Origin of the sequence: Weissella viridescens, assembly GCF_003862435.1 — a bacterium.
GTDB classification, from domain to species: Bacteria; Bacillota; Bacilli; order Lactobacillales; family Lactobacillaceae; genus Weissella; species Weissella viridescens_A.
In genome coordinates this window covers 100,564-125,867 of record NZ_RHGY01000002.1, presented here as the reverse complement: position 1 = coordinate 125,867, position 25,304 = coordinate 100,564, and the positions used below count along the sequence as shown (strand labels likewise).

27 protein-coding genes and 1 other annotated feature are annotated in these 25,304 nt (G+C 40.6%); of the genes, 3 read left to right on the top strand and 24 right to left on the bottom strand.

What is annotated here, in order from left to right; translation table 11 throughout:
• Position 1 precedes the first annotated feature (1 nt).
• The 12 genes from purQ to D3P96_RS03190 all read right to left on the bottom strand — a co-directional run bounded on the left by purQ (position 2) and on the right by D3P96_RS03190 (position 11,534).
• Entirely contained in the window at positions 2-676 is a 675-nt protein-coding gene (gene purQ / locus D3P96_RS03245; RefSeq protein ID WP_124942964.1) for a phosphoribosylformylglycinamidine synthase subunit PurQ, read from the bottom strand.
• Positions 677-678: 2 nt separating this feature from the next.
• On the bottom strand, positions 679-933 hold the full coding sequence (gene purS, locus D3P96_RS03240) for a phosphoribosylformylglycinamidine synthase subunit PurS (protein WP_124943047.1): 255 nt from the start codon (positions 931-933) through the stop codon (positions 679-681).
• Positions 934-940: 7 nt separating this feature from the next.
• Positions 941-1,675 (bottom strand): phosphoribosylaminoimidazolesuccinocarboxamide synthase, encoded by a 735-nt coding sequence (locus tag D3P96_RS03235; RefSeq protein WP_124942963.1) that lies wholly within the window; start codon positions 1,673-1,675, stop codon positions 941-943.
• Complete coding sequence (purK, locus tag D3P96_RS03230; RefSeq protein ID WP_124942962.1) at positions 1,662-2,789, bottom strand: 5-(carboxyamino)imidazole ribonucleotide synthase; 1,128 nt, start codon at positions 2,787-2,789, stop codon at positions 1,662-1,664. Before purK ends, D3P96_RS03235 begins: the two co-directional genes overlap by 14 nt.
• Positions 2,782-3,270 (bottom strand): 5-(carboxyamino)imidazole ribonucleotide mutase, encoded by a 489-nt coding sequence (gene purE / locus D3P96_RS03225; RefSeq protein ID WP_124942961.1) that lies wholly within the window; start codon positions 3,268-3,270, stop codon positions 2,782-2,784. Before purE ends, purK begins: the two co-directional genes overlap by 8 nt.
• A gap of 212 nt (positions 3,271-3,482) precedes the next feature.
• Positions 3,483-4,544 carry a S66 family peptidase gene (locus D3P96_RS03220; RefSeq protein WP_124942960.1) on the bottom strand — a complete coding sequence of 354 codons (1,062 nt, stop codon included), beginning with the start codon at positions 4,542-4,544 and terminating at the stop codon, positions 3,483-3,485.
• 71 nt (positions 4,545-4,615) lie between these two features.
• Positions 4,616-6,427, bottom strand: a complete 1,812-nt coding sequence (locus tag D3P96_RS03215; RefSeq protein ID WP_124942959.1) for an oligopeptide ABC transporter substrate-binding protein — start codon at positions 6,425-6,427, stop codon at positions 4,616-4,618.
• 101 nt (positions 6,428-6,528) lie between these two features.
• Positions 6,529-7,425, bottom strand: coding sequence for an ABC transporter permease (locus D3P96_RS03210; RefSeq protein WP_124942958.1), 897 nt, complete (start codon positions 7,423-7,425; stop codon positions 6,529-6,531).
• 10 nt (positions 7,426-7,435) lie between these two features.
• On the bottom strand, positions 7,436-8,395 hold the full coding sequence (locus D3P96_RS03205; protein ID WP_124942957.1) for an ABC transporter permease: 960 nt from the start codon (positions 8,393-8,395) through the stop codon (positions 7,436-7,438).
• Positions 8,376-9,350 carry an ATP-binding cassette domain-containing protein gene (locus tag D3P96_RS03200; RefSeq protein WP_124942956.1) on the bottom strand — a complete coding sequence of 325 codons (975 nt, stop codon included), beginning with the start codon at positions 9,348-9,350 and terminating at the stop codon, positions 8,376-8,378. The genes D3P96_RS03205 and D3P96_RS03200 overlap by 20 nt, the downstream gene beginning before the upstream one ends.
• 8 nt (positions 9,351-9,358) lie before the next feature.
• Positions 9,359-10,360: an ABC transporter ATP-binding protein gene (locus D3P96_RS03195; protein ID WP_124942955.1), complete on the bottom strand. Its 1,002-nt coding sequence runs from the start codon at positions 10,358-10,360 to the stop codon at positions 9,359-9,361.
• A 298-nt stretch (positions 10,361-10,658) separates the two neighbouring features.
• Entirely contained in the window at positions 10,659-11,534 is an 876-nt protein-coding gene (locus D3P96_RS03190) for a MetQ/NlpA family ABC transporter substrate-binding protein (protein ID WP_124942954.1), read from the bottom strand.
• A 91-nt stretch (positions 11,535-11,625) separates the two neighbouring features.
• Positions 11,626-11,903 (bottom strand) — a binding site (T-box leader).
• A 139-nt stretch (positions 11,904-12,042) separates the two neighbouring features.
• Here D3P96_RS03190 and D3P96_RS03185 point away from each other — a divergent pair.
• Both D3P96_RS03185 and D3P96_RS03180 read left to right on the top strand, forming a co-directional pair.
• A complete protein-coding gene (locus D3P96_RS03185) occupies positions 12,043-13,371 on the top strand; it encodes an aminopeptidase C (RefSeq protein ID WP_124942953.1) in 1,329 nt (442 codons plus the stop codon).
• A 67-nt stretch (positions 13,372-13,438) separates the two neighbouring features.
• On the top strand, positions 13,439-13,972 hold the full coding sequence (locus D3P96_RS03180; RefSeq protein ID WP_124942952.1) for a GNAT family N-acetyltransferase: 534 nt from the start codon (positions 13,439-13,441) through the stop codon (positions 13,970-13,972).
• Positions 13,973-14,043: 71 nt separating this feature from the next.
• Here D3P96_RS03180 and D3P96_RS03175 read toward each other — a convergent pair whose 3' ends face one another.
• From D3P96_RS03175 to D3P96_RS03155, 5 genes are all read right to left on the bottom strand, one after another.
• Positions 14,044-14,550 carry an isochorismatase family protein gene (locus D3P96_RS03175; RefSeq protein ID WP_124942951.1) on the bottom strand — a complete coding sequence of 169 codons (507 nt, stop codon included), beginning with the start codon at positions 14,548-14,550 and terminating at the stop codon, positions 14,044-14,046.
• A 10-nt stretch (positions 14,551-14,560) separates the two neighbouring features.
• Positions 14,561-15,013 (bottom strand): ASCH domain-containing protein, encoded by a 453-nt coding sequence (locus D3P96_RS03170; protein ID WP_124942950.1) that lies wholly within the window; start codon positions 15,011-15,013, stop codon positions 14,561-14,563.
• A 29-nt stretch (positions 15,014-15,042) separates the two neighbouring features.
• Positions 15,043-15,333 carry a hypothetical protein gene (locus D3P96_RS03165; protein ID WP_057743470.1) on the bottom strand — a complete coding sequence of 97 codons (291 nt, stop codon included), beginning with the start codon at positions 15,331-15,333 and terminating at the stop codon, positions 15,043-15,045.
• A 194-nt stretch (positions 15,334-15,527) separates the two neighbouring features.
• Positions 15,528-15,713, bottom strand: coding sequence for a hypothetical protein (locus D3P96_RS03160; protein WP_124942949.1), 186 nt, complete (start codon positions 15,711-15,713; stop codon positions 15,528-15,530).
• Positions 15,714-15,915: 202 nt separating this feature from the next.
• Positions 15,916-16,578 (bottom strand): NAD(P)H-binding protein, encoded by a 663-nt coding sequence (locus D3P96_RS03155; protein WP_124942948.1) that lies wholly within the window; start codon positions 16,576-16,578, stop codon positions 15,916-15,918.
• A gap of 153 nt (positions 16,579-16,731) precedes the next feature.
• Here D3P96_RS03155 and D3P96_RS03150 point away from each other — a divergent pair, with 153 nt between their 5' ends.
• Positions 16,732-17,031 carry a hypothetical protein gene (locus tag D3P96_RS03150; RefSeq protein WP_124942947.1) on the top strand — a complete coding sequence of 100 codons (300 nt, stop codon included), beginning with the start codon at positions 16,732-16,734 and terminating at the stop codon, positions 17,029-17,031.
• Positions 17,032-17,069: 38 nt separating this feature from the next.
• On the opposite strand, the gene polA is transcribed toward D3P96_RS03150, so the two are convergent.
• The 7 genes from polA to D3P96_RS03115 form a co-directional block, all read right to left on the bottom strand.
• Positions 17,070-19,781 carry a DNA polymerase I gene (gene polA, locus D3P96_RS03145; protein ID WP_124942946.1) on the bottom strand — a complete coding sequence of 904 codons (2,712 nt, stop codon included), beginning with the start codon at positions 19,779-19,781 and terminating at the stop codon, positions 17,070-17,072.
• Between the two features lie 102 nt (positions 19,782-19,883).
• Positions 19,884-20,606, bottom strand: a complete 723-nt coding sequence (locus D3P96_RS03140; RefSeq protein ID WP_124942945.1) for a Bax inhibitor-1/YccA family protein — start codon at positions 20,604-20,606, stop codon at positions 19,884-19,886.
• A gap of 64 nt (positions 20,607-20,670) precedes the next feature.
• Entirely contained in the window at positions 20,671-22,017 is a 1,347-nt protein-coding gene (murC, locus tag D3P96_RS03135; RefSeq protein WP_124942944.1) for a UDP-N-acetylmuramate--L-alanine ligase, read from the bottom strand.
• A gap of 89 nt (positions 22,018-22,106) precedes the next feature.
• On the bottom strand, positions 22,107-22,598 hold the full coding sequence (locus tag D3P96_RS03130; protein ID WP_124942943.1) for a hypothetical protein: 492 nt from the start codon (positions 22,596-22,598) through the stop codon (positions 22,107-22,109).
• A 14-nt stretch (positions 22,599-22,612) separates the two neighbouring features.
• Complete coding sequence (ytpR, locus tag D3P96_RS03125) at positions 22,613-23,254, bottom strand: YtpR family tRNA-binding protein (protein WP_124942942.1); 642 nt, start codon at positions 23,252-23,254, stop codon at positions 22,613-22,615.
• A 14-nt stretch (positions 23,255-23,268) separates the two neighbouring features.
• Positions 23,269-23,898 (bottom strand): uridine kinase, encoded by a 630-nt coding sequence (gene udk, locus D3P96_RS03120; protein WP_124942941.1) that lies wholly within the window; start codon positions 23,896-23,898, stop codon positions 23,269-23,271.
• Complete coding sequence (locus tag D3P96_RS03115; protein WP_124942940.1) at positions 23,898-25,304, bottom strand: sensor histidine kinase; 1,407 nt, start codon at positions 25,302-25,304, stop codon at positions 23,898-23,900. The genes udk and D3P96_RS03115 overlap by 1 nt, the downstream gene beginning before the upstream one ends.

Sequence of the window (25,304 nt, the reverse complement as noted above, 5' to 3'; positions counted from 1 at the left end):
GTTAGTTCACTCCTTGTGTTGCAAACGTTGCTAAAATACTCTTGAAGAAGTTTTGACCATCTCTATTGCCAATTAATGGATCAACCGCTCGTTCTGGATGCGGCATCATGCCCAAGACATTACCTTGCTTATTGGTAATACCGGCAATCATATCCTCAGAACCGTTCAAATTAGAGGTGTACTTGAAAATAATTTGCCCATTTGCTTCTAAGTCAGCCAATGTTTGCGCATCAGCATAGTAACGACCATCAGCATGTGCGACTGGAATAAGTACCTCATCTGTCGTATAGGCATTAGTGAAGGCTGATTCAGGTTGTTCGATATGTAGTAGTGTCTCATCACAAATGAATCCAGGCACTTCGTTCATCATCAACTGACCCGGCAACAGTCCACTCTCAGTTAAAATCTGGAAACCGTTACAAATACCAACGACTAATTTGCCATCGTTAGCAGCTGCTTGCACAGCCTGCATAATTGGTGAGAAACGTGCAATGGCACCTGTCCGTAAATAATCACCATATGAAAACCCACCGGGAAGGAAAATCGCATCAAATTCGTCTAAAGACACATCACTTTGTGCTGAAACAAAACTTGGATTTAGACCCAGATCTTGTAAGGCATAATACATATCTTCATCACAATTAGAGCCTGGGAAACGTACCACAACTGATTTCATGACTAGGCTTCAACCTCCTCAACGGTGTAGTTGTAAGTTTCAGTATTTTGATTAATCAATAGCGCTTCCGTCATTGATTCTACTAAACCATTGGCAGCCTCAATTGAATCAGCAGCAAGCTTAACTTCAAAGTACTTACCTTGAATCACTTGATTTACTGTTTCATAGTCTAAACGGTGTAAGGCAGACTTAATGACCTCACCTTGTGGATCCAAAACTGAAGGCTTATAAGTTACTTTGATTTTTGCTAAATACATGGTCATCTTATTCTCCTAATTTTGCTTGTAAACGAGTAAGGACTTGCGCGTATCCGGTGGTTAAATCTCCTGTTTGCTGACGGAAAACATCCTTATCCAGTGAATCGCCAGTGGCTTGATCAATCAAACGCATATTATCTGGTGATAATTCATCACCCAAGACAATTTCATCGTCTATATTTCGACCAAATTCTAGTTTGAAGTCGACTAAAGTAATACCAATTTCGTCAAAGAGTTGGTTCAACAGTGGATTGATTTGATACGTTAACGCCTTAATGCGAGCGATGCCTTCCAAAGTGGCAATGTTTAGGGCCAACATTTGCGATTCATTCATGAATGGATCATCTAAAGCATCTGATTTGTAATAGAACTCTAAGACGGTTGGTTCAAGTGGGAACATGGGTTCAACATCGAAACGACTCACAAAATGACCTGAGGCATAATTACGCGTCACCACTTCAATTGGTAGCATGGTCAAACGATGGACCAAGCTATCGGTTTCATTTAACGCTTCAACATAATGTGTTGGAATCCCTTTACCGTTTAAATATTCAAATAAATAACGGCTAATTTGATTTGTATAGTAAGCCTTATCAGCGACCGCTTCTTTGCGTTTACCATTTAAAGCTGTGGCTTGATCTAAATTGTGGACCCAGATATATTCAGGATTGTCTGTTTCATATAAAGCCTTAGCCTTACCTGTCGTAATAAGGTTCCCTTGTTCAATCTCAGTATGCGTCATTTGAAATCCCCCATGCTTTTAATGCCTCAATTGCTTCAGTTCCAGTAACCGTGATGTGTCCCATCTTTCGTAAGGGTTTAATATCAGTCTTACCATAGTCGTGGAAATGCCAATCTGGATGATCAACAAGTGCTTCGCGTGCCTTAACGAGCGTTTCACCCAATAAATTCAACATCATGCTTGGCGCTTCTAAGGTAATCTCTGGAATTGGCAGACCCGTGATACTGCGAATATGTCCTTCGAATTGGGAAACATGCGTGCCCTCAATGCTATAGTGTCCTGAGTTATGTGGTCGCGGTGCTAGCTCGTTGATATAAATTTCATCGCCCTTTACAAACATCTCAATTCCTAGGATACCCTTTAAGTTAAAAGCCTGAGCAATTTTCTGGGCAATATCAGCTACATTTGCTTGTAATTGTTCAGTTTGTAAACCATCAGCTAATGAACTACGTAAGATATGTTCGTGATGTTCATTTACCGTCATTGGCCAAACCCGTGTGGTATCATTCCCGTCTGTTGTTACCATGACACTGACTTCATAATCAAAATCAATCCGGTGTTCCAAGATTAAGGTCTCTTGAACGTCATTATCCCAATGGGCAACCAATTCTGCCAAAGCCTCGCGGTCGGGAATATCCCATTGACCATGACCATCATAGCCACCTTCAACTGTCTTCAGAATTGCTGGTAACTTAACCTGTTGCACGGCTGCATCTAAATCAGCAACATTTTGGACTTCAGCAAATTCAGTCACTGGTAAATGCAAACTTTGTAAGAATCTTTTTTCAGATAAACGATTTTTAGTCGTTGCAAGTAACTCAGTTCCTTGTGGTAACGGTGTTAATGCCCCCAACGTTTCGAGTGTCTCTAAATCAACATTTTCAAATTCATAAGTGAGAACGTCCACGCGACGTGCCAAATCAGTTAACGCGGCAGCGTCATTATATGAAGCAATCACTTGTTCATCGGCAACCTGTCCAGCAGGTGCATTTGGCGTTGGATCCAAAACAATCACGCGATATCCCATTGGCTTAGCAGCCAAGGCCATCATTTGTCCTAATTGTCCCCCACCAATAATGCCAATAGTTGCGGGGGGTAAGATTGGCTTAGTCATTTAAATGTGCCTCGCTTTCAATGACGGCATCAGCTTGATGATTACGAAAATCCGTAACGGCTTCGGCAATGTCAGGATCTGTAATGCCAAGCATTTGTGCTGCTAGGTAAGCTGCGTTCTTTGCACCAGCAGTTCCAATCGCAACTGTTGCGACAGGGACACCACTTGGCATTTGAACGATACTTAACAATGAATCCATCCCATTCAATGCCTTTGATTGGATGGGTACGCCAATAACGGGTAATGTTGTTGAAGCAGCAACCATGCCAGGCAAGTGGGCGGCACCACCTGCTCCTGCAATAATAATGCCGAACCCATTTTCACGTGCATGTTGCGCAAATGAAATCATTCTTTCGGGTGTTCGATGGGCTGAAACAATATGAACTTCATATTCAATATTTAGATCATCTAAAATGGTGGTTGTTTCTTGCATGGTAGGCCAATCTGATTGTGACCCCATAATGACAGCTACTTTTGGCATATCTTCCTCCACGAACATTGATTTACGTCTTATTTACATACATTTAACCACCATTATTGTTTAATGTAAACATTTAGCTTTTAAAATAGTTAAACTAATCTATATTGTTCGTGTTTTAAACGTTTAAGAGATAAAATTCACAACGGATAAAAGTTATTTTTGAAAATGCGCAAAAAAAAGGAGCAACTTCTAGGCTGCTCCTTTTTATTTATTTATATCCAAGGTAATTCTAGTAATTTAATGGTCTGGGCATCAAAATCAACTTTCGTTTCAACCCCGTAGGGCATCGAAAGTCGTGGGAAACCATGACCAAAATTAACATTATATAGAACTGGTAAATGATATCGTTCACCTAGTTGCTGATACAGTTTTCGATATTCATGAAAATACTTCTGGTTCTGCGACTTTCCCACCAATAAACCTGAAACTTGATTGAAGACGCCGGTTTGGGCAATCCGATGTAAGTAAATCGCTAATTTTTTTGGATCTGGGTTTTCTTGACTTGTTTCCAAGAACATCATCTTTCCCTGCCAGTCTGCTGGCCAAAGTTGATACTGCGCATCCACAGCCAATTCATCTGGAAAATTGTGACCGGTCAATAAGTCAAATAAACTTTCAATGCAACCCCCAAGTAATTGGCCAGTTCGCGTCCCTGAACCAAATAGTGTTTCATAACCATACCGCTCTTTGTGCGCCATGCGTTGCACGCCAACACTGTTACTGGAAAAATCTTGTCGTTCATCATACCAAACTGGACTTGATTCAAGGTAATATGGCTCAGGAATGAAGAAACGTGCGAAATTATCACGGGCAAATGGTAACATTTCCGGCCCTAAGTCAGCAAAATCATTCAAGAAACTTGGACCATAAAATGTGTTCAAACCAAGTTTGTGGAAAACCAAATGATTTAATGTCGTGTCTGAAAAGCCCATAAAGACTTTCGAATGTTCCTGGACAGCCTGCACAAATTCCGGATCATCGAGTAAATATGGGGCTAAACGATAGGTGTCGCAACCACCAATCGTACAGACAATTCCTTGCACATCCTCATCCATAAAGGCCGCCTTTAAATCAGCAGCACGTACTTCTGGGTGTTCCCATAAATATTCTGGTGCATCTGCCGCATGAGGCATTACTTTGAGATTTAATCCAAAATCTGCCAGGCGCTCCTCGCCTATTTTTAAAGCAACATCATTCTCAAATAGCGCACCGTTGGATAACGTTACTAAGGCAAGTGTATTTCCTTTTTTCAAATGTGGTGGTTTGATATACATAATATTCCCCCCTTTCTTTGTAAGAAAAAAACAATAACCCAGTAACTGGATTATTGTTTCTTCAAATGAGTTTAGTTCTTTGATGGTGAGTTTGAAGTAACTCCCAAATCGGACCAAGCATTATTGTCACCATAAGCCATTGACCAGTTGGCCACACGCTTATTAACAGGTGTGTAGTCCGTTTGGAATGATGTTGGAATGACATATGCTTCATCATTCATGTACTTCTGATAATCCTTAAATGCTTTCGCACGTTGCTTATCATTCTTGATTGATGAAGAATCAATCTTGTTCAATTTCTTTGTCAATTCTGGACTTGTAAAGTGACCAGTATTGTATTGTGCACCCTTACTGAACAAATCATTTTGTGAAGGATCAGATGAAAGTGACCAAGCTGCATCAGTCAAATCCCAAGCACCAGATTCAGGTGAAGTTGTAATCTGCAAATAAGTGTTGAAGTCAGTTAAGCGACCCTTATAAAGGGTAACGTTAGCCCCAATCTTCTTCCATTGTTGGATGTAGTTTTTGGCAATGGCTTCGGAATTTCCGTTAGATTGGCGAGCCATGTAAGTCAAGTTCAAACGCTTTCCGTCCTTCTCACGGTATTCGTGCTTCTTATCCCACTTCCAACCGGCTTCATCCAAAAGCTTATTCGCCTTCTTGATGTCTTCAGGGTAACCCTTTAACTTTGTGTCTGAGTAATCCTTAAAGATTGGTGGAATCAAAGTATTGGCACGTGTTTGTAGTCCATTACCAAACTTCTTATCGACCTCGTCAACATTACGTGCATATCCAATGGCTTGACGCACACGCTTATCTTGCAATGGCGTCTTTCGATCTTGGACGTTTTCAGACTTCTTTGTATCATAATGTCCCAAGTTAAAGTTCAACATTGAGATATATAATTGTTGTTGCCCAGTAACTGCCACATTACTCAACTTCTTAATCTGTGGATAGACACTTGGTGAAGCTTCCTTAACGACATCGTACTTTCCAGCCTTAACCGAAGCAACTGTCTTTGAAGGATCAACCGTTGTATACGTAATTGACTTCAAGTTTGGCTTCTTACCGTAATAGTACTTATTTTGGGTATAGTAAATTGATTCACCTGAAACAATCTTTTCAGGCTTAAATGGTCCAATGACCAATGGCTTAGTTGTCGTCTTGGGATCAGAAGCCAGACTCTTAGGTTCAACATCCTTCAAATAGTGATATGGTGAAACACTTTCTAGGAAGTAGCCATTTCCAGTGTGCTTAAAGCCAGGCTTGTTTTCCTTGAACTGAATCTTAATCGTTTTCCCACCTTCACCATCTGGGAAAGTAATCCCAGAAATCGACTTAGCTTTACCTTCATGATATTCACTCAAGCCTTCGATATTGGCCAATGAATCGGTCCAACGAGAAGATCCATAAGCGGGGTTAGCAACAATTTCGTATGCAAATTCATAATCCTTTGCGGTAACAGGCTTACCATCAGACCACTTCAAGTTATCTCGTAAAGTGACAGTGGCTGTTTTAGCACTCTTGTCAAAGGAAATGTCGGCGGCACCACCCTTTTGAATGTTGAAGTTGTTATCTGCGTTGAAGATACCTCCACCACCGTTGACGCTTCCACCAGTCGCTGGAGCAGCCATTTGTTGCATTGTGGCGTCATCCATCAATCCAGCTTCGAACTGAGCTTTAAATGGAACGTCTGATTCATAAGCGACATTCAAGTTGCCACCCTTTTTTACAGACTTATCATTTTTGTATTCAACGTTCAAATTACCAACTTTACCACCAGTGGCATTATCATTATGCTGTGAGGCATAATACAAATATCCACCACCACCTAATACAACGGCGGCTACAGTCACACCTGCAATCCATTTTCCTTTACTCATAGCCTCTACTCCTGTTTGATTAAAATTAACTAATAAAGTTATTATACATTACTTATTTAACATAGCAAGTGTTTTCTAATAAATATTTAATTTAATTGCCATTAATTTGTTTGACGTTGATCAGCGACACGACGTAAGGCCTGTCCAATGAAGATAATTGTCAAAACCACAATGAGGATGACAACGGCCGCTGGAACCCACGTCCATGGCATTTGTGTCATGGTTTCAGGATTCGTTGCTTCATTAATCATTGTTCCTAATGAAGGCGTACCTGCTGGTAATCCAAATCCTAAGAAACTCAACCCAGTTTCTAATCCAATGTTTCCCGCAAAACTAAGTGTTGCTTCCGCAATTAAGAGTGAAGCAATGTTTGGTAAGATCTCACGGAACATAATCTTGAAATTTGACGTTCCTGACGTTTTTGAAGCCTTAACGTAGTCCCGTTGTGATTCAGTCAGAACACGTGAGCGTACAAGACGCATCGTTCCAATCCAGTAGAATGCACTCATCAATAGAATCAAGGTCGTTGCATTGTACTTTGGAACAATGGTTACCAACACGATAATAATCATTAACACTGGCAAAATCATAATAAAGTCAGTCATACGCATGACAATCATATCGACCTTTCCGCCATAGTAACCAGTAACTGTTCCAACGACGGTTCCAAAGACGAAAGTGATGATTGTCACGGCTAATGCGATGGTAAGGGAATTACGCGAACTCACAATCAACATGGTAATAATGTCATGACCACCATTGTCAGTACCCAGAATATGTCCATCTGTCATAGGGGCTAAATATTGATCGATAATATTTACATCTAAGTAATGTGACTTAGGGATAAACAATGCCCCAATGAAAACAATTAATAGTAATGCGACTAATATATAAAGTGAATATCGGGCCAGATCATCCTTTTTAAACTCACGGATTAACGTCCGCTTGAGAAGTCCGCCGTTTCCAGCATTTTCTTTGATTTTTAATTTTCGACTCATCTTCTTACTCCTACTCAATCCGAATTCGTGGGTCAACAATCGCCATAATAATATCTGAAAGCAAAGCTCCCAATAGGGCTAAGAACCCGTTCAACAAAATTAAAGCTGTAATCACTGAGTAATCACGTCCTGTAATAGCAGTAATGAATAACTTACCTAATCCAGGATACCCGAAAATCGTTTCAGCGAAGATGGCCCCACCGAGCAAGCCGGTAATGACAAACCCAAAATTAGCTGCAATTGGGAGCAAAGCATTTCGTAAAATATGACGGGTGAAGACACGATCTTCACTCACACCCTTTGCACGGGCTGTTTTAACGTAGTCTTGATTTTGTTCATCCAAAATACCTGAACGTAGATAAGTAAAGATAGCGGTTGTTCCCAACAAAGCCATCGTAATCGCTGGCAAAATCATATGATAAATCTTATTAATTAGGGTTGGGAAGAACCCAGAAACATTGGGATCCACGGTTCCACCGGTTGGGAAAATACCCAATGTAAATCCGAAGATGAAGATGAATAACAAATAGACAACGTAAGCTGGAATACCAAAAGTCACTGAGTTATAGATCAACAGAATGCGATCCCAAAGTGAGCCTTCATGGCGTGCGGCTGAAATAGCCATTGGAATAGCAAGTGCATAAGTCAAAATCATCGCCAATAATGAGAGCCAGAATGTGTTAACCATACGACTACCAATCAATGTTGATACAGGTTGCTTCATGGTATATGACATGCCTAAGTCACCGTGCATGGCATTACCAATCCAGTGAATATATTGTTGCCACCAAGGATCATTCAATCCGGCAGCTTGGCGCAAGGCCGCAATCTGTTTTGGATCAGTATTTGGTCCAATCAACCCACTGAATGGATCACCGGGCATCATTTTTGCTAATAGAAATACCAACAAACTTAAAATAAAAAGTTGTGGAATCATGATTAAAATGCGTCTAATTATTACTTTCCACATGGTCTGTCTCCTTCTGGTCTTGCTGTGGCAATGCCGCAAAATGTGTTTCTGATAATTGAACGAGTGGTAATGGCATCCCCTCATCATCATAAAATTCGTTAAAGCGGTCATCAAAATTCTTTTCGATTTCCCGACGGTGCGCGCGGTTTTCGGCTCGTTCTGCCACGTTCACAGATGGAATTGCCGCTAATAAACGTTGCGTATAAATATGTTGTGGGTTTTCGAAAATATCTTCACGTGTTCCCTTTTCAACTAAGCGACCATGATGCATGACTGCAATGTTATCAGTCATATGCCGAACAACACCCAAGTCATGGGAAATGAACAGGTATGAAATGCCTAATTCTTTTTGGATTTTCTTCATGAAGTTCAATACCTGTGCTTGCACAGACAAGTCCAACGCCGAAACTGGCTCATCAGCAATAATTAATTTAGGGTCAGTGGCCAAGGCACGTGCAATCCCAATCCGCTGGCGTTGACCTCCAGAGAATTGGAATGGATATTGGAAAAGCGTGCGTTGTGGCAATCCCACAATATCCAAAAGCTTTCGAATGCGATCGTTTTCAGCAACCGGATCCATCGGACTAAAGTTGCGAATCGGTTCGGCAATAATATCATAAATCGTTTTGCGTGGGTTTAACGAAGAAAGTGAGTCCTGAAAAATCATTTGGACGTCCTTATTATATTGCACCCGCTTACGCTCAGCCGCTGTATTCACATGCTCATTTTCATAGACCAGGTTCCCTTCGGTCATATCTTCTAAACCGACAATCACTTTGCCCAATGTTGACTTACCTGAACCAGATTCACCAACTAGCCCCAACGTCTCACCTTGCTTAATGGTTAAATCAACTCCATTAACCGCTTTAACATTATCAGTGACACGATTCCAAAAGCCGGAACGGATGGGATAATGTACCTTTAAACCTTCTAATTTTAAAATTTCATCTGCCATAATGTTTATTATCCTTTTTGATCTGGAAATTCAAATGTGCGCCATGCGTTTCCACGTACAAAATGATTGGGTCGCGCTTCAACAAGTTCATCCGGAATATCTTCTTCTGCTTCCTTTTGCATCCAAGGAACGCGTTGTAAGAACAAATCTTTATGGTGGTCCATTTCTGAAAGTGCGGGAACTGTACCCGGAATCACATAAAGTTCATCGTCTTCGCGATCAACTTCGGGATTCGAACGTAACAATGAACGTGTATATGGATGTAAGGGATGTTCAAATAGTTCTTGTACAGATGCTTTTTCAACAATCTGCCCCGCATACATCACTGCGACAGAGTCAGCGACCTCTGCCACAACACCCAAATCATGGGTAATTAATAGAATCCCAGTTTCTTTTCGGTCACGAATTTCAAGCAACACGTCTAAAATCTGCGCTTGAATCGTTGTATCCAAGGCTGTCGTCGGCTCATCCGCAATGATTAAATCAGGATCATTGGCAATGGCTAAGGCAATCATGACACGTTGTCGCATCCCACCCGATAACTCATGTGGATACTGTTTGGCGGTCCGTTCTGGATTAACAATACCGACTTCATCCAATAACTGGATGACACGATCATGATATTGGTCTTTTTGATACACATCATGGATATCAAGGGTTTCTTGAATTTGTTGCCCAATTTTCATTAATGGATTCAAAGCTGCCAACGGATCCTGAAAAATCATCCCAATCTTTTCACCACGAATGTCATTTTCTTCCGCATCCGGTAGATCAACGAGTTCTTGACCATCTAACGTGATACTGCCAGTCACCCGAGTTTGTTTTTTATTATGTAACCCAATCACCGATGTCGCAAACGTACTCTTACCTGAGCCCGACTCACCAACTAATGCGAGCACCTCTCCATGGGCAATATCTAAATCGACATCGTAAATACCTGTTTGCCATTCACCGTTGATTAAAAAAGAAACCGTCACTTTTTTTGCATTCAGTAAATCATCACCAACCATACATTTGCTCTCCTCATCCTTAAAATTAAATTATTAGTATTTTCTAATATAATAAACATAATTGCAAGTACTTTATTAAAAAAATGCCATATTCACATAAAAAGCCTTTCCAGGTCTCCCCGGAAAGGCTTTTATACAGAACACAGCAGATAATGAAGATGTATTTTTAAGTTGTATGGTTGTATATTCACGTCACTAAAATTTGGAAAGGAACATCAAACGCTATCGTTGTGTTTGTATCTGAGATTATATCCTAGTTAAATGAGAATTAAAAGCATTTTTCTCATATTATGCTAAATTATTTTTGTTCAGCCGTCTTCAGCTTTGGTTGTGGGGCACCCTTCCAAGCGGGGACCTCCGTACCATGACTGGTTTTATTAATATAGTTGGCAACATTATCAGCTTGATATGACTTCACTAATGCCTTTGTGTACCATTTGTTTTGATTTGCCTTTGAACTGGCAATAATATTAATGTATTGATGCGTATGCTTATTATCCACATTCCATACATATATTGCAGATTCTGGATTACGACCGGCAGCTTCAACGAAAGTTGCTGAAATCACTGCGGCATCGACTGATTTCAAACTCGCAAGGGTCTGATCAGCTGCGAGTTCCCTAATCTTAATATGTTTGGGGCTTGATACGACATCCTTAGCCGTTGGATTTTCAACGCCTGGCTTTAATTTAATTAAACCAGCTGATTGTAGTAAGAATAATGCCCGCGCCTCATTGGTTGGATCATTTGCAATCGCAATTGTCCCACCATCAGGGATTGCTTTAACACTCTTATGTTTATCAGAATAGAGACGTCCAGGCCCTGAAACAGTTTGTCCCACCGCCTTTAAATCACTATGGTGATGCTGGTTCCAATCTTTTAGAAAGGCATAGTGTTGGAAGGCATTTGCATCAATTTGTCCATCTTGTAAAGCTTGATTAGGTTGATTAAAGTCAGTGAACGTCACCAACTTAATGTTGATACCATTCTTTTTCCCGTTAGCTTTCACGCGTTGCCACACCCCATCATCAGTCTTTGAAGGTGAGTTGATTCCCACTTTGATTGTCTTTAAATCTTTGTCTTTACTATCTGCGTTTGAAACGGTCGTACCTACTACTGCTGTCACGCCAAATACGGCTGAACCTAATGCGATTTGCTTCAAAAGTTTACTCATGGTTGTTTTCCTCACGATAAATGTGTTCAGCTAACCCGAAACCAGTTATTTGGCCAAAATAAAAACGCCCTAAGACACCCATGCTTGGGCATCCTAGGACGATCTGGATCGTGTTACCACCTAGTTTTCTCATTCCATCACTGGTCTGAGCTCAGACGTACGCCACTTCCGTTGGACTAGTCAACAACGTTCGGATATACGCTGTGCGATAACGGGCACTTCCGGCACCGGCTTACTCACCATAATTGGTGGCTCACCGCTACAAATGACTCAAAGACCATTTTCAACATTTGCCAATTACTAATTCACACCACCCATTAGCTCTCTGAGAATCTTTCAATGTCTACTTCATCTTATCTTCGTCAACACCATTAGATTAACCAATTCCCAGATGTATGTCAATCAATAAATTTACTTTTTTCTCATTAAACGTTTAACTTATTATCATCAATTGTAATCACCCCCTTTTCGGCGTAAAATGAGAAATATTAGAAAGAGGAGGCACCACATGTCAGAAATTACACAATCAGAAACAAATAAGTTTCGGGAAGCATTCTTAGCTAACCCGGCCCAACGCGTTGGTCAACGCAGTGTTTGGAAGAATGGTATTAACAATTCGGCCCAAAACCAAAGTACTTTTGTTGAAAATACACCAACCTTTTCGATTGATCTTAATACTGGTAAGGTCGCTAATCAAAAGAAGTCAGGTCGTTGTTGGATGTTTGCGGCGTTAAATACAATGCGTCATAAGCTTTCAAGTGATTTCAACTTGGCAAATTTTGAACTTTCACAAAATTATACTTTCTTCTGGGATAAGTATGAAAAGGCCAATTACTTCTATGAGAACATTTTGGCCACTGCAGATTTGGATCGTACGAGTCGTGAAGTTTCATTCCTTCTTCAAACCCCACAACAAGATGGTGGTCAATGGGACATGATGGTTTCAATCTTTGATAAGTATGGTATCGTTCCAAAATCTGCGATGCCTGAAACTGCTAGTAGCTCAGATTCAACCCAATTGAACGAATATTTAAATAAGTTATTGCGTAAGCATGCCCTCATCCTACGTACGCTCGTTGCCGAGCATGCCTCAGCTAATGAAATTGAAGCTAAGCGTCAAGATTTACTTCAAGAAGTATACAATGTGCTTGCTATGGCATTAGGTATTCCACCCGAAACATTTGATTTTGAATATCGTGACGAGAATAATAACTTCTTACAAGATCGTGAGTTAACACCTCAATCATTCTTTAAGAAGTATATCGATATCGATTTCAACGATTACATTAGTGTCATCAATGCCCCTACAGACGATAAGCCATTCATGCACACCTATAGTGTTGATATGTTGGGAAATGTCGTTAATGGTAAGCCTGTTCAATATTTGAACCTTGAAATGGATGATTTGAAGGCGTTAGCCCTCAAGCAACTTCAAGCTGGCGAATCTGTTTGGTTTGGTAGCGATGTTGGTCAATCATCAATTCGCGATAAAGGGATCATGGCGCTTGATGCGTATGATGTGAATGAGCTATTTGATGTTGATTTTGATACAACTAAGGCCCAACGTCTGGACTATGGCGAAAGTATGATGACCCACGCCATGGTTTTGACTGGTGTTGATCTTGTTAATGACCAGCCTACAAAGTGGAAGGTCGAAAACAGCTGGGGTGATAAAGTTGGAACCAATGGTTTCTTCGTGATGAGTGATGCTTGGATGGATGAATTCACTTACCAAATCGTTGTGCGCAAGGATTTGCTAACTGATGATCAAAAGGCTGCCCTTGAAACTGAACCTATCAAGCTAGCACCTTGGGATCCAATGGGTGCCTTGGCTTAAGCTGTTTAATGAAAATCAAAAAGTCGGCGAAAACCGACTTTTTTTACGCAATCATACGAGGTATTTTATGACTTTTAACATTCGGTCGGCCCAATTAGCTGACCTCCCAACCCTGCTGCAAATCTATGCCCCTTTTGTAACTGATTCCACGGCCACTTTTGATGAGACAGTACCAACTTTGGTAGACTTTACCCAACAATTTTTGGATATTCAAAAAACTTACCCATACCTCGTCGTCGAAAATGAGCAAGGCGCGCTCTTAGGGTATTGTTATGCGCACGCCTATAATTCGCGTTTAGCTTATCAATGGAGCGTCGAAACAACCATTTATCTTGCGAAAGATGCACGGGGTCAGCATGTCGGAAAAAAGCTTTATCAAGTATTAGAACAAAAACTCATGCAACAAAATATCGTGAATTGCTTTGCCTGTATTACCGCAGAAAATGCTTCAAGCATAGCTTTTCATCATAAGCAAGGTTATAAAACAGTCGGTCGCTTTAAAAATAGTGGCTATAAATTCGGCCACTGGTTAGACACGGTGTGGATGGAAAAACAAATCAGTGACCTTCCCAATCAGCCACAACCCATTCTGTCATCATAAAAAATACCCCAGCCTGATTTTCATCAAACTGGGGCTTTTTTGATTGCAATAATTTTTTGACTCGTGTTCGCTTACGCGAGACCAGATACAAAAGTATTTTGCCAAATGTTTTCATAAAACTTTTGTGTCTGTTTAGCGGACATCCAAGCATTATCCCAAGTGGTTGTCATATTCGGATACATGAAAAGCTGGTAACCGCGGTCGAAAGCAGCTTTAATCGTTGTATCTACACAAAATTCCACTTGAGCACCACAGATTTCGAGACGCTGTGCCTCCAATTGGTTCAGCTGTGCCGTTAAACGGGTGTTATGGAAACTATCCGGATGGTCTTTCTCTATGATAATATCGATAGTACGATTAACCTCTAATTCTGGTAAAAAGTTCCAAGCTACTGTTTCACGCTGAATTGAATCATCGTGATGCTGGATCCAAATAATGGGCTGCTTCAATGTACGATAGACCTGAACCCGATCATTAATCTGTTGAATTAAATGCGTTAAATCTAAACTTTCTAACTCATTTTGACGGCAAATCCCATTTTGCATGTCAATAATGATTAGCACATCGGCAGGATTCATGATTACTCCTTCAGTACACGCGCTTAAACGTTTCAAAAATAACTAGCTCATCGCCGGTAAAAGAACGCCCTAATTCACTTTGAAAGAGTGTTTCAAACACTTCTTCATGTACTTGGCGCCAATAGCCTAAAGATAAATCACCCTCACCTTCCAGACGCGCTTGCGCTTCTGTCACATCATCAAAGCGGAGTTGTTCCACTTGAGTTGTTTCAATCACGGCCATAGGTTGTTCAGCGCTATTTAAGACAATTGAGAATGCACCGACATACGGCTTGGGTTCATCGTCGTCATATAAACTAACCGCACTTGTTGTTCCAATCTTTTTGTCTGCTACAACTAAATCGGCTAATTCATCGATGACTGTTGGTGTAAGCCCAAATCCAAAAACTTCATAAGGCTCGGACGTTTCAATCTGATTTTTTTTGCGGAACGTTGCCCAATATTCTGCAACGGTTGGATTCATAGTGTTCAACCTCCCATTTACAATAGGAGTTACTTTTCGTGCTTCGTATAGCGTTGCATGTAGCGTTGGCTATGCAAGGTAATTTCAGATAAATCTAGCTCTTTGGCAATCTCATCGAGTGGCTTTTTTGCCTCCATCATTTTGGCAAAGCGCTTATAACGTTCTTCATAACTTTGGTGTAACCGTAGACTTTGTGAAACGTGAAAACCAGCCTCTTCTTCAGCAGCTTTTTGCTCAGGATCCCCAGCCACATCAACATGGACTTTTAAATTATTGTGTGTCGTCTTGTTAAAATGATAATCGCCTACTTGACCTAACATACTTCTTACCCACTTTCCCATTAAAATTCTAAAACAACAGATTCTTAACGTAATCCATCATTGCGTTAAAATTAAAATAAACATTGTACTCCATTAGAATTTAATTATAGTCCTATTTAGCTCATTTTTAAATAGTTCACAAGCGTTTGTCATTCAAACGTTACAAAAAAAGCTGATGGCTTAGGCCATCAGCTTTATTGTTGCTTCAATTGATCCATACGCTCTTCAATTGTGCGTAATCGACGACGTAAATTCTTTTGACGTTCTAAAAAGTCAGTACTACGACTCTTTGTTGAATAGATTTGGTTCAACTTCATTTGCACACGTGCATGTTCGCGTTGCAACGTTTTTAGTCGAAACCATTTTGATACTTTATTCATGTGTTCTCCTCCTTCTTTAGCTTGCTTCCAACTTTTATATATTGTATACAATATATGAATGCAAAGTGATTTTTATACGTTCAGTCACTGCATACCTGCTACTATTAATCTATTATTATAGCAGATTTCAACTTTATTGCAAGCCTTAATATAATCGATTTCAGGTCATATACGGAGGACATTCAAATAAAAAAATGATTCATTAAATCTGCGCCAGTGCATCCCCAATTGACTCAGTCCCGTTCTCAATTTCAATAACTTTCTGCGCCAAATTTGGATGATGCAATGTCTCTGCCAAGACTTGTGCAACATCATCTAAGGTATTGCCTTGATTTACCCCATCCGACATGGTTAGACGTTGTCCCGTTTGACTAATCGGATAAGCCTGAATGAGGTGCGTTGCTTCGTTCTCCAAAAGAGATCCAGCCTGCACAATCGTATAGGCCAAGTTAGTTTGAGTCGTTGCTTGATCGGCGTAATAACGGGCAATATGGTAATCCGTTAAGTCCCCGGCTTTTGGTGTTACCCAATTCCGTTGGTTTAAGGCATTTACCGCGCTAAGTTGAATAAAGCGTTCCACGCCAACTTGTTCAGCGGCACGAGCTACTTTTACATTACCATTTAAATCAACTTGTAAGAGATCTTTACCACGAGAACCAGCCGTAAAGAAAACAATGTCGAATGGTGCGATAACTTCATGGATAGCTTCAAAATCACCATGTAAATCCAGTTGAACTAATTGTGAATCTGTTGCTGGGTGACTTGATGTTCCCACCACATGATAGGCATCATTTTCTTGTAAAATGTGCATCAACCGCTGTCCAACACGGCCCGAAGCCCCTACGATTAGAATTTCTTTTGTCATTTTTTTACCTCTGTCACTTTCTTTGAAATAGTAAGTATCAATATAGGCAAGGATACACCCTCAGTTGAATTTTTTCAAATTAAATAAAATGTTTAAAGCAGTGCCCAATATCATGTATAATTGAAAGTATCCTAAATTATTGGAGAAACATCTATGCTTAAAATTATTATTGCTATTTTACTATTGATTGTATTCATTCTTGCCATTCTATATTTCCGACTACGCCAAAAGTACCGTGCATTAGTTGAGACATCTAAATTGCGTGAATCCATCTTAGATAACAAAGCCGTTCATCTAACTAACATTAGTGCTTCAATGGAAAACAATAAGTCACTATTGATTAAAGAACGTGAACGCATTGATCAAGAAATTATCGCCCTCTCAAACAAAGATAAAGCGGATACTGAAAATGTGGTTGAAGTTGAAGTGCTTCAACCACAACCACTAAACTAAAAAACGTTCAGGAGCCTCGGCTCTTGAACGTTTTTTTATTACTTGGCATCGTACCAAGACTTACCCTCATGGGTTGACACTTTAAGTGGAACATCTAATTGCATGGCTGAATCCATGATCTTTGGGATCATGGCATGCACTTGTTCCAATTCATTTTCAGGAACTTCAAAGATTAATTCATCGTGTACTTGTAACAACATACGTGTCTGCATCCCCGCATCCTTCAAAGCCTTCTGGACATGCAACATCGCAATTTTAATAATGTCAGCTGCAGAACCTTGGATCGGTGTGTTCATAGCCGTACGCTCAGCAAAACTACGTACATTGAAGTTTTTGGCATGGATGTCTGGTAAATAACGACGACGGTGTGCCAAAGTTTCGACGTAACCATGTTCACGCGCAAATTCAATAATATCTTCGGACCATTTTTTAATACCTGGATATTCTTGGAAATACGTATCAATGATTTCTTTTGCTTCCTTACGACTCACGCCAATATTATTGGCTAACCCAAAGTCGGAAATACCGTAGACAATTCCAAAGTTAACCGCTTTCGCCTTACGACGCATATTTGGATCAATTTCTGCATCTGGGGCTAGATGGAAAATACGACGAGCTGTATCCGCGTGAATATCTTCATCAGCATTGAACGCAGCTTGCATATTCTTATCCCCAGAAATATGCGCAAGCACACGTAACTCAATTTGTGAATAATCGGAACTCACAATATACCAGTCCGGCTCACTTGGAATAAACGCCTTCCGAATCAAACGACCTTCTTCTGTACGAGCTGGGATATTTTGTAAGTTCGGATCTGTTGAAGATAGTCGCCCAGTTTGTGCCAAAGTTTGAATGTAATGTGTATGCACCTTAGAGTCAGAACCGTGAATCACACGTAACAACCCATCAACATAGGTAGCTTTAATCTTAGATAACTTACGATACTCTAAAATATCAGCCACAATCGGTACATCTTTCATTTGTTCTAGCACATCAACACTCGTTGAATAACCAGTCTTCGTCTTCTTAATTGGCTTGTAACCCATCTCTTCAAACAAGACAACGCCTAATTGCTTTGGTGATTGAATGTTGAATTCATGACCAGCTTCAGCATAAATGGATTGTTCGAGTTCGTGCAAACGCTGGGTCAATTCAGTGCCCATTGCGAGTAACTGCTGACTATCAACCTTGATACCATTGATTTCCATATCAGCTAATACAAATGACAATGGCAATTCCATGGTTTTATAAAGATCAGTTTGTTCACGTTCCTCTAGTTGTGACAAAAGTTGTTTAGGTAGCACGTTCAGTGCACGTGCTTTTTGTCCTAAATGATTGAAGAAAACATCATCATCTTCAGGAATTGCATACTTGGCACCCTTACCATAAACAGATTCATCAGTTTGGACATCAAAGTAATCATTTTGTTGGGCCAAGGCCCCTAAGTCGTTACTATTATCATTCGTATCAACAAGGTAAGACATCAACAAAACATCATCAGTCACACCCGCTAAGGTAATGCCGTAGCGTTCAAGTACCACGAAAATTGATTTAGCATCAAACACATGTTTAGCAATGTCACTATTTTCAAGCAATTGCTTCACTGGATCACTTAATAGTAAATCAAGATCACGACTCACGACATACCCATCTGTCTCATTCCCAAGTACAAAGCCAACGGGAACACCCAGGTGATAGTCTTTATCATCTAACTCAATATAAACGCTGATTTCATCACTAAAATGAGGTAGATTAGCAACATCTTCGAGTAACATCGGATGCAATTGAATTGGCTTTTGTTTGTTTGCTTGCGGTTGATCAGTTTGCTCACCATCAGCACTTGGATCCGGTTGACCGGCAATATGACCTTGGTTGGCCAATTTTGCCAATTGTTGACGAAAGTCCAACTTTTGATAGAACTTGATGAGTCCTTGGTAATCTGGTCCCTTATACTTTAAGTCATCCAATGAGAACGTCACAGGTGCATCGGTCCGAATCCGCGCCAAATCACGTGACATAAATGCGTCTTCTTTTCCGTTAACTAATTTTTCTTTTTGTTTGTTGGCCTTCAACTCATCAATGTGATCATAGAGACCTTGAATTGATCCATATTCTTTGATGAGCTTAATGGCGGTTTTAGGACCAATCCCGGCAACACCAGGGTAGTTATCAGATGTGTCACCTTGTAATCCTTTAACATCAACAATTTGTGCTGGTGTTAACCCATCATATTTTTCGGCAACCATTGCCAAATCGTTATGTTCAAGTTCTGATACACCCTTTTTTGTAATCCAAACTTCAACGTGTTCATCTACGAGTTGCAACATATCGCGATCACCGGTAACGATAGTAACATCGTAACCAGCTGCCTGGCCTTCTTTAGCAGTCGTTCCGATAATATCATCAGCTTCGTAATTAGGTAGCTCATAGCTATAAATGCCATGTAAGGTAACCATTTCACGTAAGTATGGAAATTGTTCTGTTAATTCAGATGGCGTTTTATCACGATTTCCTTTATAGGAATCAAGCTTACCCGTTCTGAATGTCGTCTTTCCAGCATCCCAAGCGACAAGTGCACTATCAGGGTTAAATGGTTCAACGATACCATCTAAAAAATTATTGAATGCCACTAAGGCATTGGTATGTAAGCCTTCGCTGTTCACAAAGCGATCGACTTGATTAATCATGGCGTAAAAGGCACGAAATGCCAGTGAATTTCCATCGATTAGTAATAATGTTGGTCTAGCCATAAATATCTCTCTTTCAGCAACATCTGCTCGCCGCATTTCTTCTACTCTTATCATAACAGAAAAGACGCCCTATCATAAATAGGACGTCCCAATTCTTTAAATTTAGTCGTTGCTGCTGCCACCAAGACCAAAAATTTGTAGTAAGTACAAGAAAATATTGACAAAATCAAGGTACAAGTTCAAAGCACCTGATACAGCCAACCCTTGTTCAGCAGTCGCACCAGCACCACTTTCGCTGAACTGGAAGTACATTGACTTTAATGTATTCATATCGTAAGCCGTCATAGCCGCGAAAACAATGACCCCAATGACTGCGGTGACGAGGTAAACCAAGCTATTGAAGAAGAAAATGTTCAATAGTCCCACAATAATCAAGGCAATCATGGCCCCAAATAGGATACCGCGCCATGAAGCAAGTGAACGTTTAGTTGCATATCCGTAAATGGCCATTCCGACGAACAAGGCTGTGGCACCAGCAAGGGCCATCCCAATTGTTGCAACGTGGAATGACAATCCAATTACGGCAAACGTTGCACCATTTAAGACAGCGTATCCCATCAACATTCCAAATGCAGCTCCGGGATTTGAGTAAACACGCTTAGAGAACAGATACACAAATCCAATCATTACGGCAAACATAACCAATGACATGATTGGGTTTGTAAAAATCGCTGTGATTTGTGGGGCAAAGAACTTAACCCCAATGTATGCAGTCACAAATGACACTAGCAAAGCCATTGCCATGTATTGGTAGACTTTGACAAAAAACTTATTTAATCCGGCGGTGTCCGGGTTAACGGTCCGGCGGTTATTATAATTATCCATATAATTTCCTCCAATTTGAAATTATTTTAAACCAGTATACAATTAAAAACTTAGACTAAGCTTATTATTGTAGGTTTGTTTGTGTGTTTGCTAAGAGCTTTTCAAACGCAAATTCAGTATTTTGCAAATCTCCAGCACCCATGAAGACAAAGACCCCGTCTTCATGATCCAATAGTGGTGCGACATTTTCAGGTGAAACAATGCCACGGAACTTGCTGATTTCAGCTCCTAATTCTTCAGAACTAATATTACCCTTCTTTTCACGAGCAGACGCAAAGATATCTGTTAGGTAAACGTGGTCAGCCAAATCCAAGGTCTTAGCAAAGTCTTCCTTGTACGCAATCGTACGACTGAATGTATGTGGTTGGAAAACAGCCACAATTTCACGATCAGGGTACTTTTGGCGCGCTGCATCAATCGTTGCTTTGATTTCTGAAGGATGGTGCGCGTAATCATCAATAATCGTCACTGGTCCGACTTGCTTTTCAGTAAAACGACGCTTAACCCCCTTAAATGACAAAAGTTCCTTCTTAACTAAGTCTTTGTCCATATCTTCAAAGTGCGCAATGGCAACTACGGCAAGTGAGTTCAAGACTCCGTGTTGACCATAGAGTGGTACTTCGTATGTTCCCAAGAATTCATCGTGATAGTAGGCATCAAAAGCTGAGCCCTTCGTTGAACGCTTAATATTTGTCGCATAGAAATCATCAGTTTCTGGATTGGTACCATAGTAATAAATAGGCACATCAAGGTGAAGTTGGCGCAACTGAGGATCATCTCCCCAAGCAAAAACCCCCTTCTTAACGTGTGAACCAAATTCTTCAAAGGCTGAACGGACATCATCAATCCCAGTGTAATAATCAGGGTGATCAAAATCAATGTTCGTCATAATAGCATAATCTGGATGATAATCCTTGAAGTGACGACGATATTCATCGGCTTCAAAGACAAAGAAACGTGGATCTGGAACACCCTTACCACTACCATCTCCAATTAAGTATGAGGTTGGCGCGATTCCTGAAAGGACGTGAGCCAACAATCCAGTTGTTGACGTCTTACCATGGGCACCAGCAACCCCAATAGAAGTTGATTGTTGAATCAATTCTTCAACAACTTCTGGGTAAGTCATCACTTTCACCTCTCCAGCTTCTTCCATTTTCAAAGCTTGTGCCACTTCAACTTGGTCATCTTCAAACGCGTTTCCGCGAATAACGGTCATACCTGGTTTAATGTTGGCCGCATCAAATGGCTTGATTGAAATGCCTGCATCTTCCAATGGCTTTTGCGTAAAGGTATATTCGTCAATATCAGATCCTGACACTTGATACCCTTGGTCATGCAAAATACGTGCTAAGGCGCTCATTCCTGAGCCCTTAATCCCAATAAAATAGTAGCTTGTCTCTTTATCCATGATTAGTCATATCTCCAAAATTTGTTTCAAATCTGTTTATATCCATGATAGCAAAAAAATGGTTCAACACATAGGGCTGAACCATCTTTCTATTTAGAATCTTTAAAATATTTTGATTGTGCATGCTCMGCTGCCTGTTTTTCTTCACCAAAAATGGAATCTAAACTTAACCCCAATCCGGTCATATTCCCTGCACTAGTTCGTGCTTCAGTTGGTTTTGGTGAAGTGGGCTGAGCCACGGGCTCTTCAACAGTCTCCGTAACCTCAGGCAAATCATTCTGAGTTTGCGCCACTAGGTCTGTTGCTGGCCTTGTTTCAACCACTGGAATATCAGTTACATCAGTCTCGGCCTTATCTAGCACCACATCACGCTGTTGTGGTTCAAGGACGAGTACTTCAACTGGATCCAAAACGACAGGTTTAACTGAGTCTGTCATCACAGCAGATTCATCGTCGACTACGTCATCATCAGCATATAAGATATAGGCTGTTTTGGCAGCCATAATTTCTTTGACCTGTTGCGCGTAACTCTGGCGGCGTAACGTTTCATAGTACACAATCGGTCGTCGATTAACTACCATTGCCATGTTCTCCCTTATTCAAACAATGCTTGCGCTTTAGGAGCCTTTGCATCAAATGGTGCACCAACTTCATCAAAGTCTTCCGGTAAAATTAATGCTCCCGGTTGTTGGGGTGCATTTGGTAACCCAAGTTCACGACCAGAAACAATCATGCCGTTTGAATCTACACCACGAAGTGCTCCTGGCCAAATAACCAAACCAGAAGGCATCATGGCACCCACCTTGGCAACGACAACTTTAATGCCAGCTTGCATGTTAGGTGAACCTGAAACAATTTGCAATGTTTCACCATTACCAATTTGAGTTGTTGTGATTTGCAAATGATCTGAATCCGGATGTGGTTCAGCACTTTCAACATAACCAACAACAAATTTAGGATCAGTGTCCACTTCCAAATCTGCTGTAAATCCGGCATCAGTAAGAGCTTGGTTTAAAATAGCCACTTGCTCAGCATCTAATTGAATCTGACCAACTGCATCCCCTAAATCAAGTCGTTCACTGGCATTCAAAATATTGTATCCAATGGTTTCGTTCGTTTCATTTGCTAAGCGCACGATGTCGCCCTTTTGCTCTGCTTGTGTTGCTCCAGTTTGGGGTGCCGTCAATAAGACGAGCACGTCTCCCATCCCAGCTTTGTTATAACTTGAAATCAACATTTAAATTCCCCCTTTTAATCTGCATCTAAAATGACACGCAATTGTGCTTCAATCATATTTATACCAACCTTGTTTGCGCCACCTTCAGGCAAAATAATATCAGCATAGCGCTTTGTTGGTTCAATAAATTGGTGATACATTGGTTTGGCCGTTGCTAGATATTGGTCTACCACGGATTCAATCGTACGACCACGCTCATTAACATCGCGTTGCATACGACGAATAAAACGAATATCGTCATCAGTATCCACATAGATTTTAATATCTAATAAATCACGTAGTTCCGGATTATTGAATAATAAAATACCTTCAACAATAATAATATCAGCTGGTTCGATTGTAATTGTTTCGGGTGAACGGTTATATTCTGCGTAGTTGTATGTGGGACGTTCAATCGTCTCACCTGCAATGAGTTGCTTTAAATGTTTAATCAAGAGTGGTGTATCAAAAGCATCTGGGTGATCATAGTTGACCGCCTTACGTTCGTCCATATCCATATCACTCTGATCATTGTAGTACGCATCTTGTGGAAGCATCACCATTGATTCACCAGCGAGACGATTAAAGATTTCTTCGCTAACTGTGGTCTTCCCGGAACCTGATCCTCCAGTGACCCCGATAATAACTGGTTTACTATTTTTCATTATTCTTTACTCTTCCTTTTATCCATAGGGAGATTAGGGATCGTCACTGTAATTTTAGTCCCAACACCAACTTGGCTTTCCAAATGGATATTACCACCAAGTGATTGCACGAGATCATTTACAATCGCTAATCCTAATCCAGTTCCCGGAATTTTCTTATTATGTGACTTATCAAGGCGGTAGAAACGTTCAAAAATCCGTTCTTGCTGATCACTTGGAATCCCCATCCCGGTATCACTAACCGTAATAAAACACTGGCGTTGATCAGCATGCGCGGTGACCGTAACTGATCCCCCCATTTGATTATACTTAATAGCGTTCACAATTAAGTTCGTTAAAATCGTTTGGACATCATCTCGATTTTGTTGAAAGATGATATGAGCATCTGTTTTATTGTGAAGCGTTAGTTGAAGCTTTTTAATTTCATTTGCCTGCGTAGCAAAAGTTTCATCAACCATATCACGAATGGGCAGTTGGGCTACTGCTTTATTCTGTACGGGTGTTTTGGCTAATGTCAAAATATCATTGGTTAAATCAAGCAAATGTTCAGCTTGATCATGAATGATTTGAATGAATTCTGAACGGACATCCGGATCATCTTGGGCCCCGTCCAGAAGCGTATCAGCAAAGCCAATAATGGCAGAAAGTGGTGTCCGTAATTCATGTGATGCATTCGCTGCAAAATCCGCTTGCATATTCTGAAGGCGTTTTAATTCCGTCATATCATATAGCAAGACCATGACTTCGTCGTGCCGTTCACGCAATTGATAATAAGTCACAAAGACATCCACGTCCAACTGATCAATTTGCATCTGTTCACGTAAGCTCACTTTGTCATCGATAACTTGATTAACTAATGCGAGCAATTGATGGCTTTTAAACACATTTTCAAAAGGCTTGCCAATCACATCATCTGGCAACTGTAACATATACATCGCCTGATCATTCATTTGTACAATTTCATGATTCGGTTTAATACGTAAGACCCCAATGGGCATGTTTTCCAAGAGAACATTTAAGACACTCGCTTGTTGCTGCAACATTTTCGTCCGTGAACGATTCAAACTTTGCACGTCATTGATTGCATTGGCTAATGGTGCTAACGGATCATCCGGACGAAGCAAGACTTTCCCACCATATGCGTTTTGTGCGCGCATAGCTTGCATTTTTTCAATAAATAAATCTATTTGGTCTTGCTGGCGACGACGCGTCCATTCTAAAACAATGGCCACGATGAACGCCAACCCAACTGAGACGAAGAGCAGCAGCTCCCATAGGTCACCATACGCCAGTGCTTTTGAAGAAATGAGGTTACCAAATAGCGTTGCAATACTTGTTGCGAAGAAAAAAAGAACGGCAAAAAAGCCAAATGAGCGGATAAACGGACCAATTTTATGTTTGTTCAT

Coding starts and splice junctions, on each gene's coding strand:
- D3P96_RS03140 (WP_124942945.1), bottom strand. CDS start 20,606: ATGGATAATTATAATAACCGCCGGACCGTTAACCCGGACACCGCCGGA.
- D3P96_RS03220 (WP_124942960.1), bottom strand. CDS start 4,544: ATGTATATCAAACCACCACATTTGAAAAAAGGAAATACACTTGCCTTA.
- polA (WP_124942946.1), bottom strand. CDS start 19,781: ATGGCTAGACCAACATTATTACTAATCGATGGAAATTCACTGGCATTT.
- D3P96_RS03190 (WP_124942954.1), bottom strand. CDS start 11,534: ATGAGTAAACTTTTGAAGCAAATCGCATTAGGTTCAGCCGTATTTGGC.
- D3P96_RS03200 (WP_124942956.1), bottom strand. CDS start 9,350: ATGGCAGATGAAATTTTAAAATTAGAAGGTTTAAAGGTACATTATCCC.
- D3P96_RS03210 (WP_124942958.1), bottom strand. CDS start 7,425: ATGAGTCGAAAATTAAAAATCAAAGAAAATGCTGGAAACGGCGGACTT.
- murC (WP_124942944.1), bottom strand. CDS start 22,017: ATGGATAAAGAGACAAGCTACTATTTTATTGGGATTAAGGGCTCAGGA.
- D3P96_RS03175 (WP_124942951.1), bottom strand. CDS start 14,550: ATGAATCCTGCCGATGTGCTAATCATTATTGACATGCAAAATGGGATT.
- purQ (WP_124942964.1), bottom strand. CDS start 676: ATGAAATCAGTTGTGGTACGTTTCCCAGGCTCTAATTGTGATGAAGAT.
- ytpR (WP_124942942.1), bottom strand. CDS start 23,254: ATGTTGATTTCAAGTTATAACAAAGCTGGGATGGGAGACGTGCTCGTC.
- purK (WP_124942962.1), bottom strand. CDS start 2,789: ATGACTAAGCCAATCTTACCCCCCGCAACTATTGGCATTATTGGTGGG.
- udk (WP_124942941.1), bottom strand. CDS start 23,898: ATGAAAAATAGTAAACCAGTTATTATCGGGGTCACTGGAGGATCAGGT.
- D3P96_RS03185 (WP_124942953.1), top strand. CDS start 12,043: ATGTCAGAAATTACACAATCAGAAACAAATAAGTTTCGGGAAGCATTC.
- D3P96_RS03195 (WP_124942955.1), bottom strand. CDS start 10,360: ATGGTTGGTGATGATTTACTGAATGCAAAAAAAGTGACGGTTTCTTTT.
- D3P96_RS03180 (WP_124942952.1), top strand. CDS start 13,439: ATGACTTTTAACATTCGGTCGGCCCAATTAGCTGACCTCCCAACCCTG.
- D3P96_RS03170 (WP_124942950.1), bottom strand. CDS start 15,013: ATGAATCCAACCGTTGCAGAATATTGGGCAACGTTCCGCAAAAAAAAT.
- D3P96_RS03235 (WP_124942963.1), bottom strand. CDS start 1,675: ATGACGCATACTGAGATTGAACAAGGGAACCTTATTACGACAGGTAAG.
- purS (WP_124943047.1), bottom strand. CDS start 933: ATGTATTTAGCAAAAATCAAAGTAACTTATAAGCCTTCAGTTTTGGAT.
- D3P96_RS03205 (WP_124942957.1), bottom strand. CDS start 8,395: ATGTGGAAAGTAATAATTAGACGCATTTTAATCATGATTCCACAACTT.
- D3P96_RS03215 (WP_124942959.1), bottom strand. CDS start 6,427: ATGAGTAAAGGAAAATGGATTGCAGGTGTGACTGTAGCCGCCGTTGTA.
- D3P96_RS03115 (WP_124942940.1), bottom strand. CDS start 25,304: ATGAACAAACATAAAATTGGTCCGTTTATCCGCTCATTTGGCTTTTTT.
- purE (WP_124942961.1), bottom strand. CDS start 3,270: ATGCCAAAAGTAGCTGTCATTATGGGGTCACAATCAGATTGGCCTACC.
- D3P96_RS03155 (WP_124942948.1), bottom strand. CDS start 16,578: ATGACAAAAGAAATTCTAATCGTAGGGGCTTCGGGCCGTGTTGGACAG.
- D3P96_RS03165 (WP_057743470.1), bottom strand. CDS start 15,333: ATGTTAGGTCAAGTAGGCGATTATCATTTTAACAAGACGACACACAAT.
- D3P96_RS03160 (WP_124942949.1), bottom strand. CDS start 15,713: ATGAATAAAGTATCAAAATGGTTTCGACTAAAAACGTTGCAACGCGAA.
- D3P96_RS03150 (WP_124942947.1), top strand. CDS start 16,732: ATGCTTAAAATTATTATTGCTATTTTACTATTGATTGTATTCATTCTT.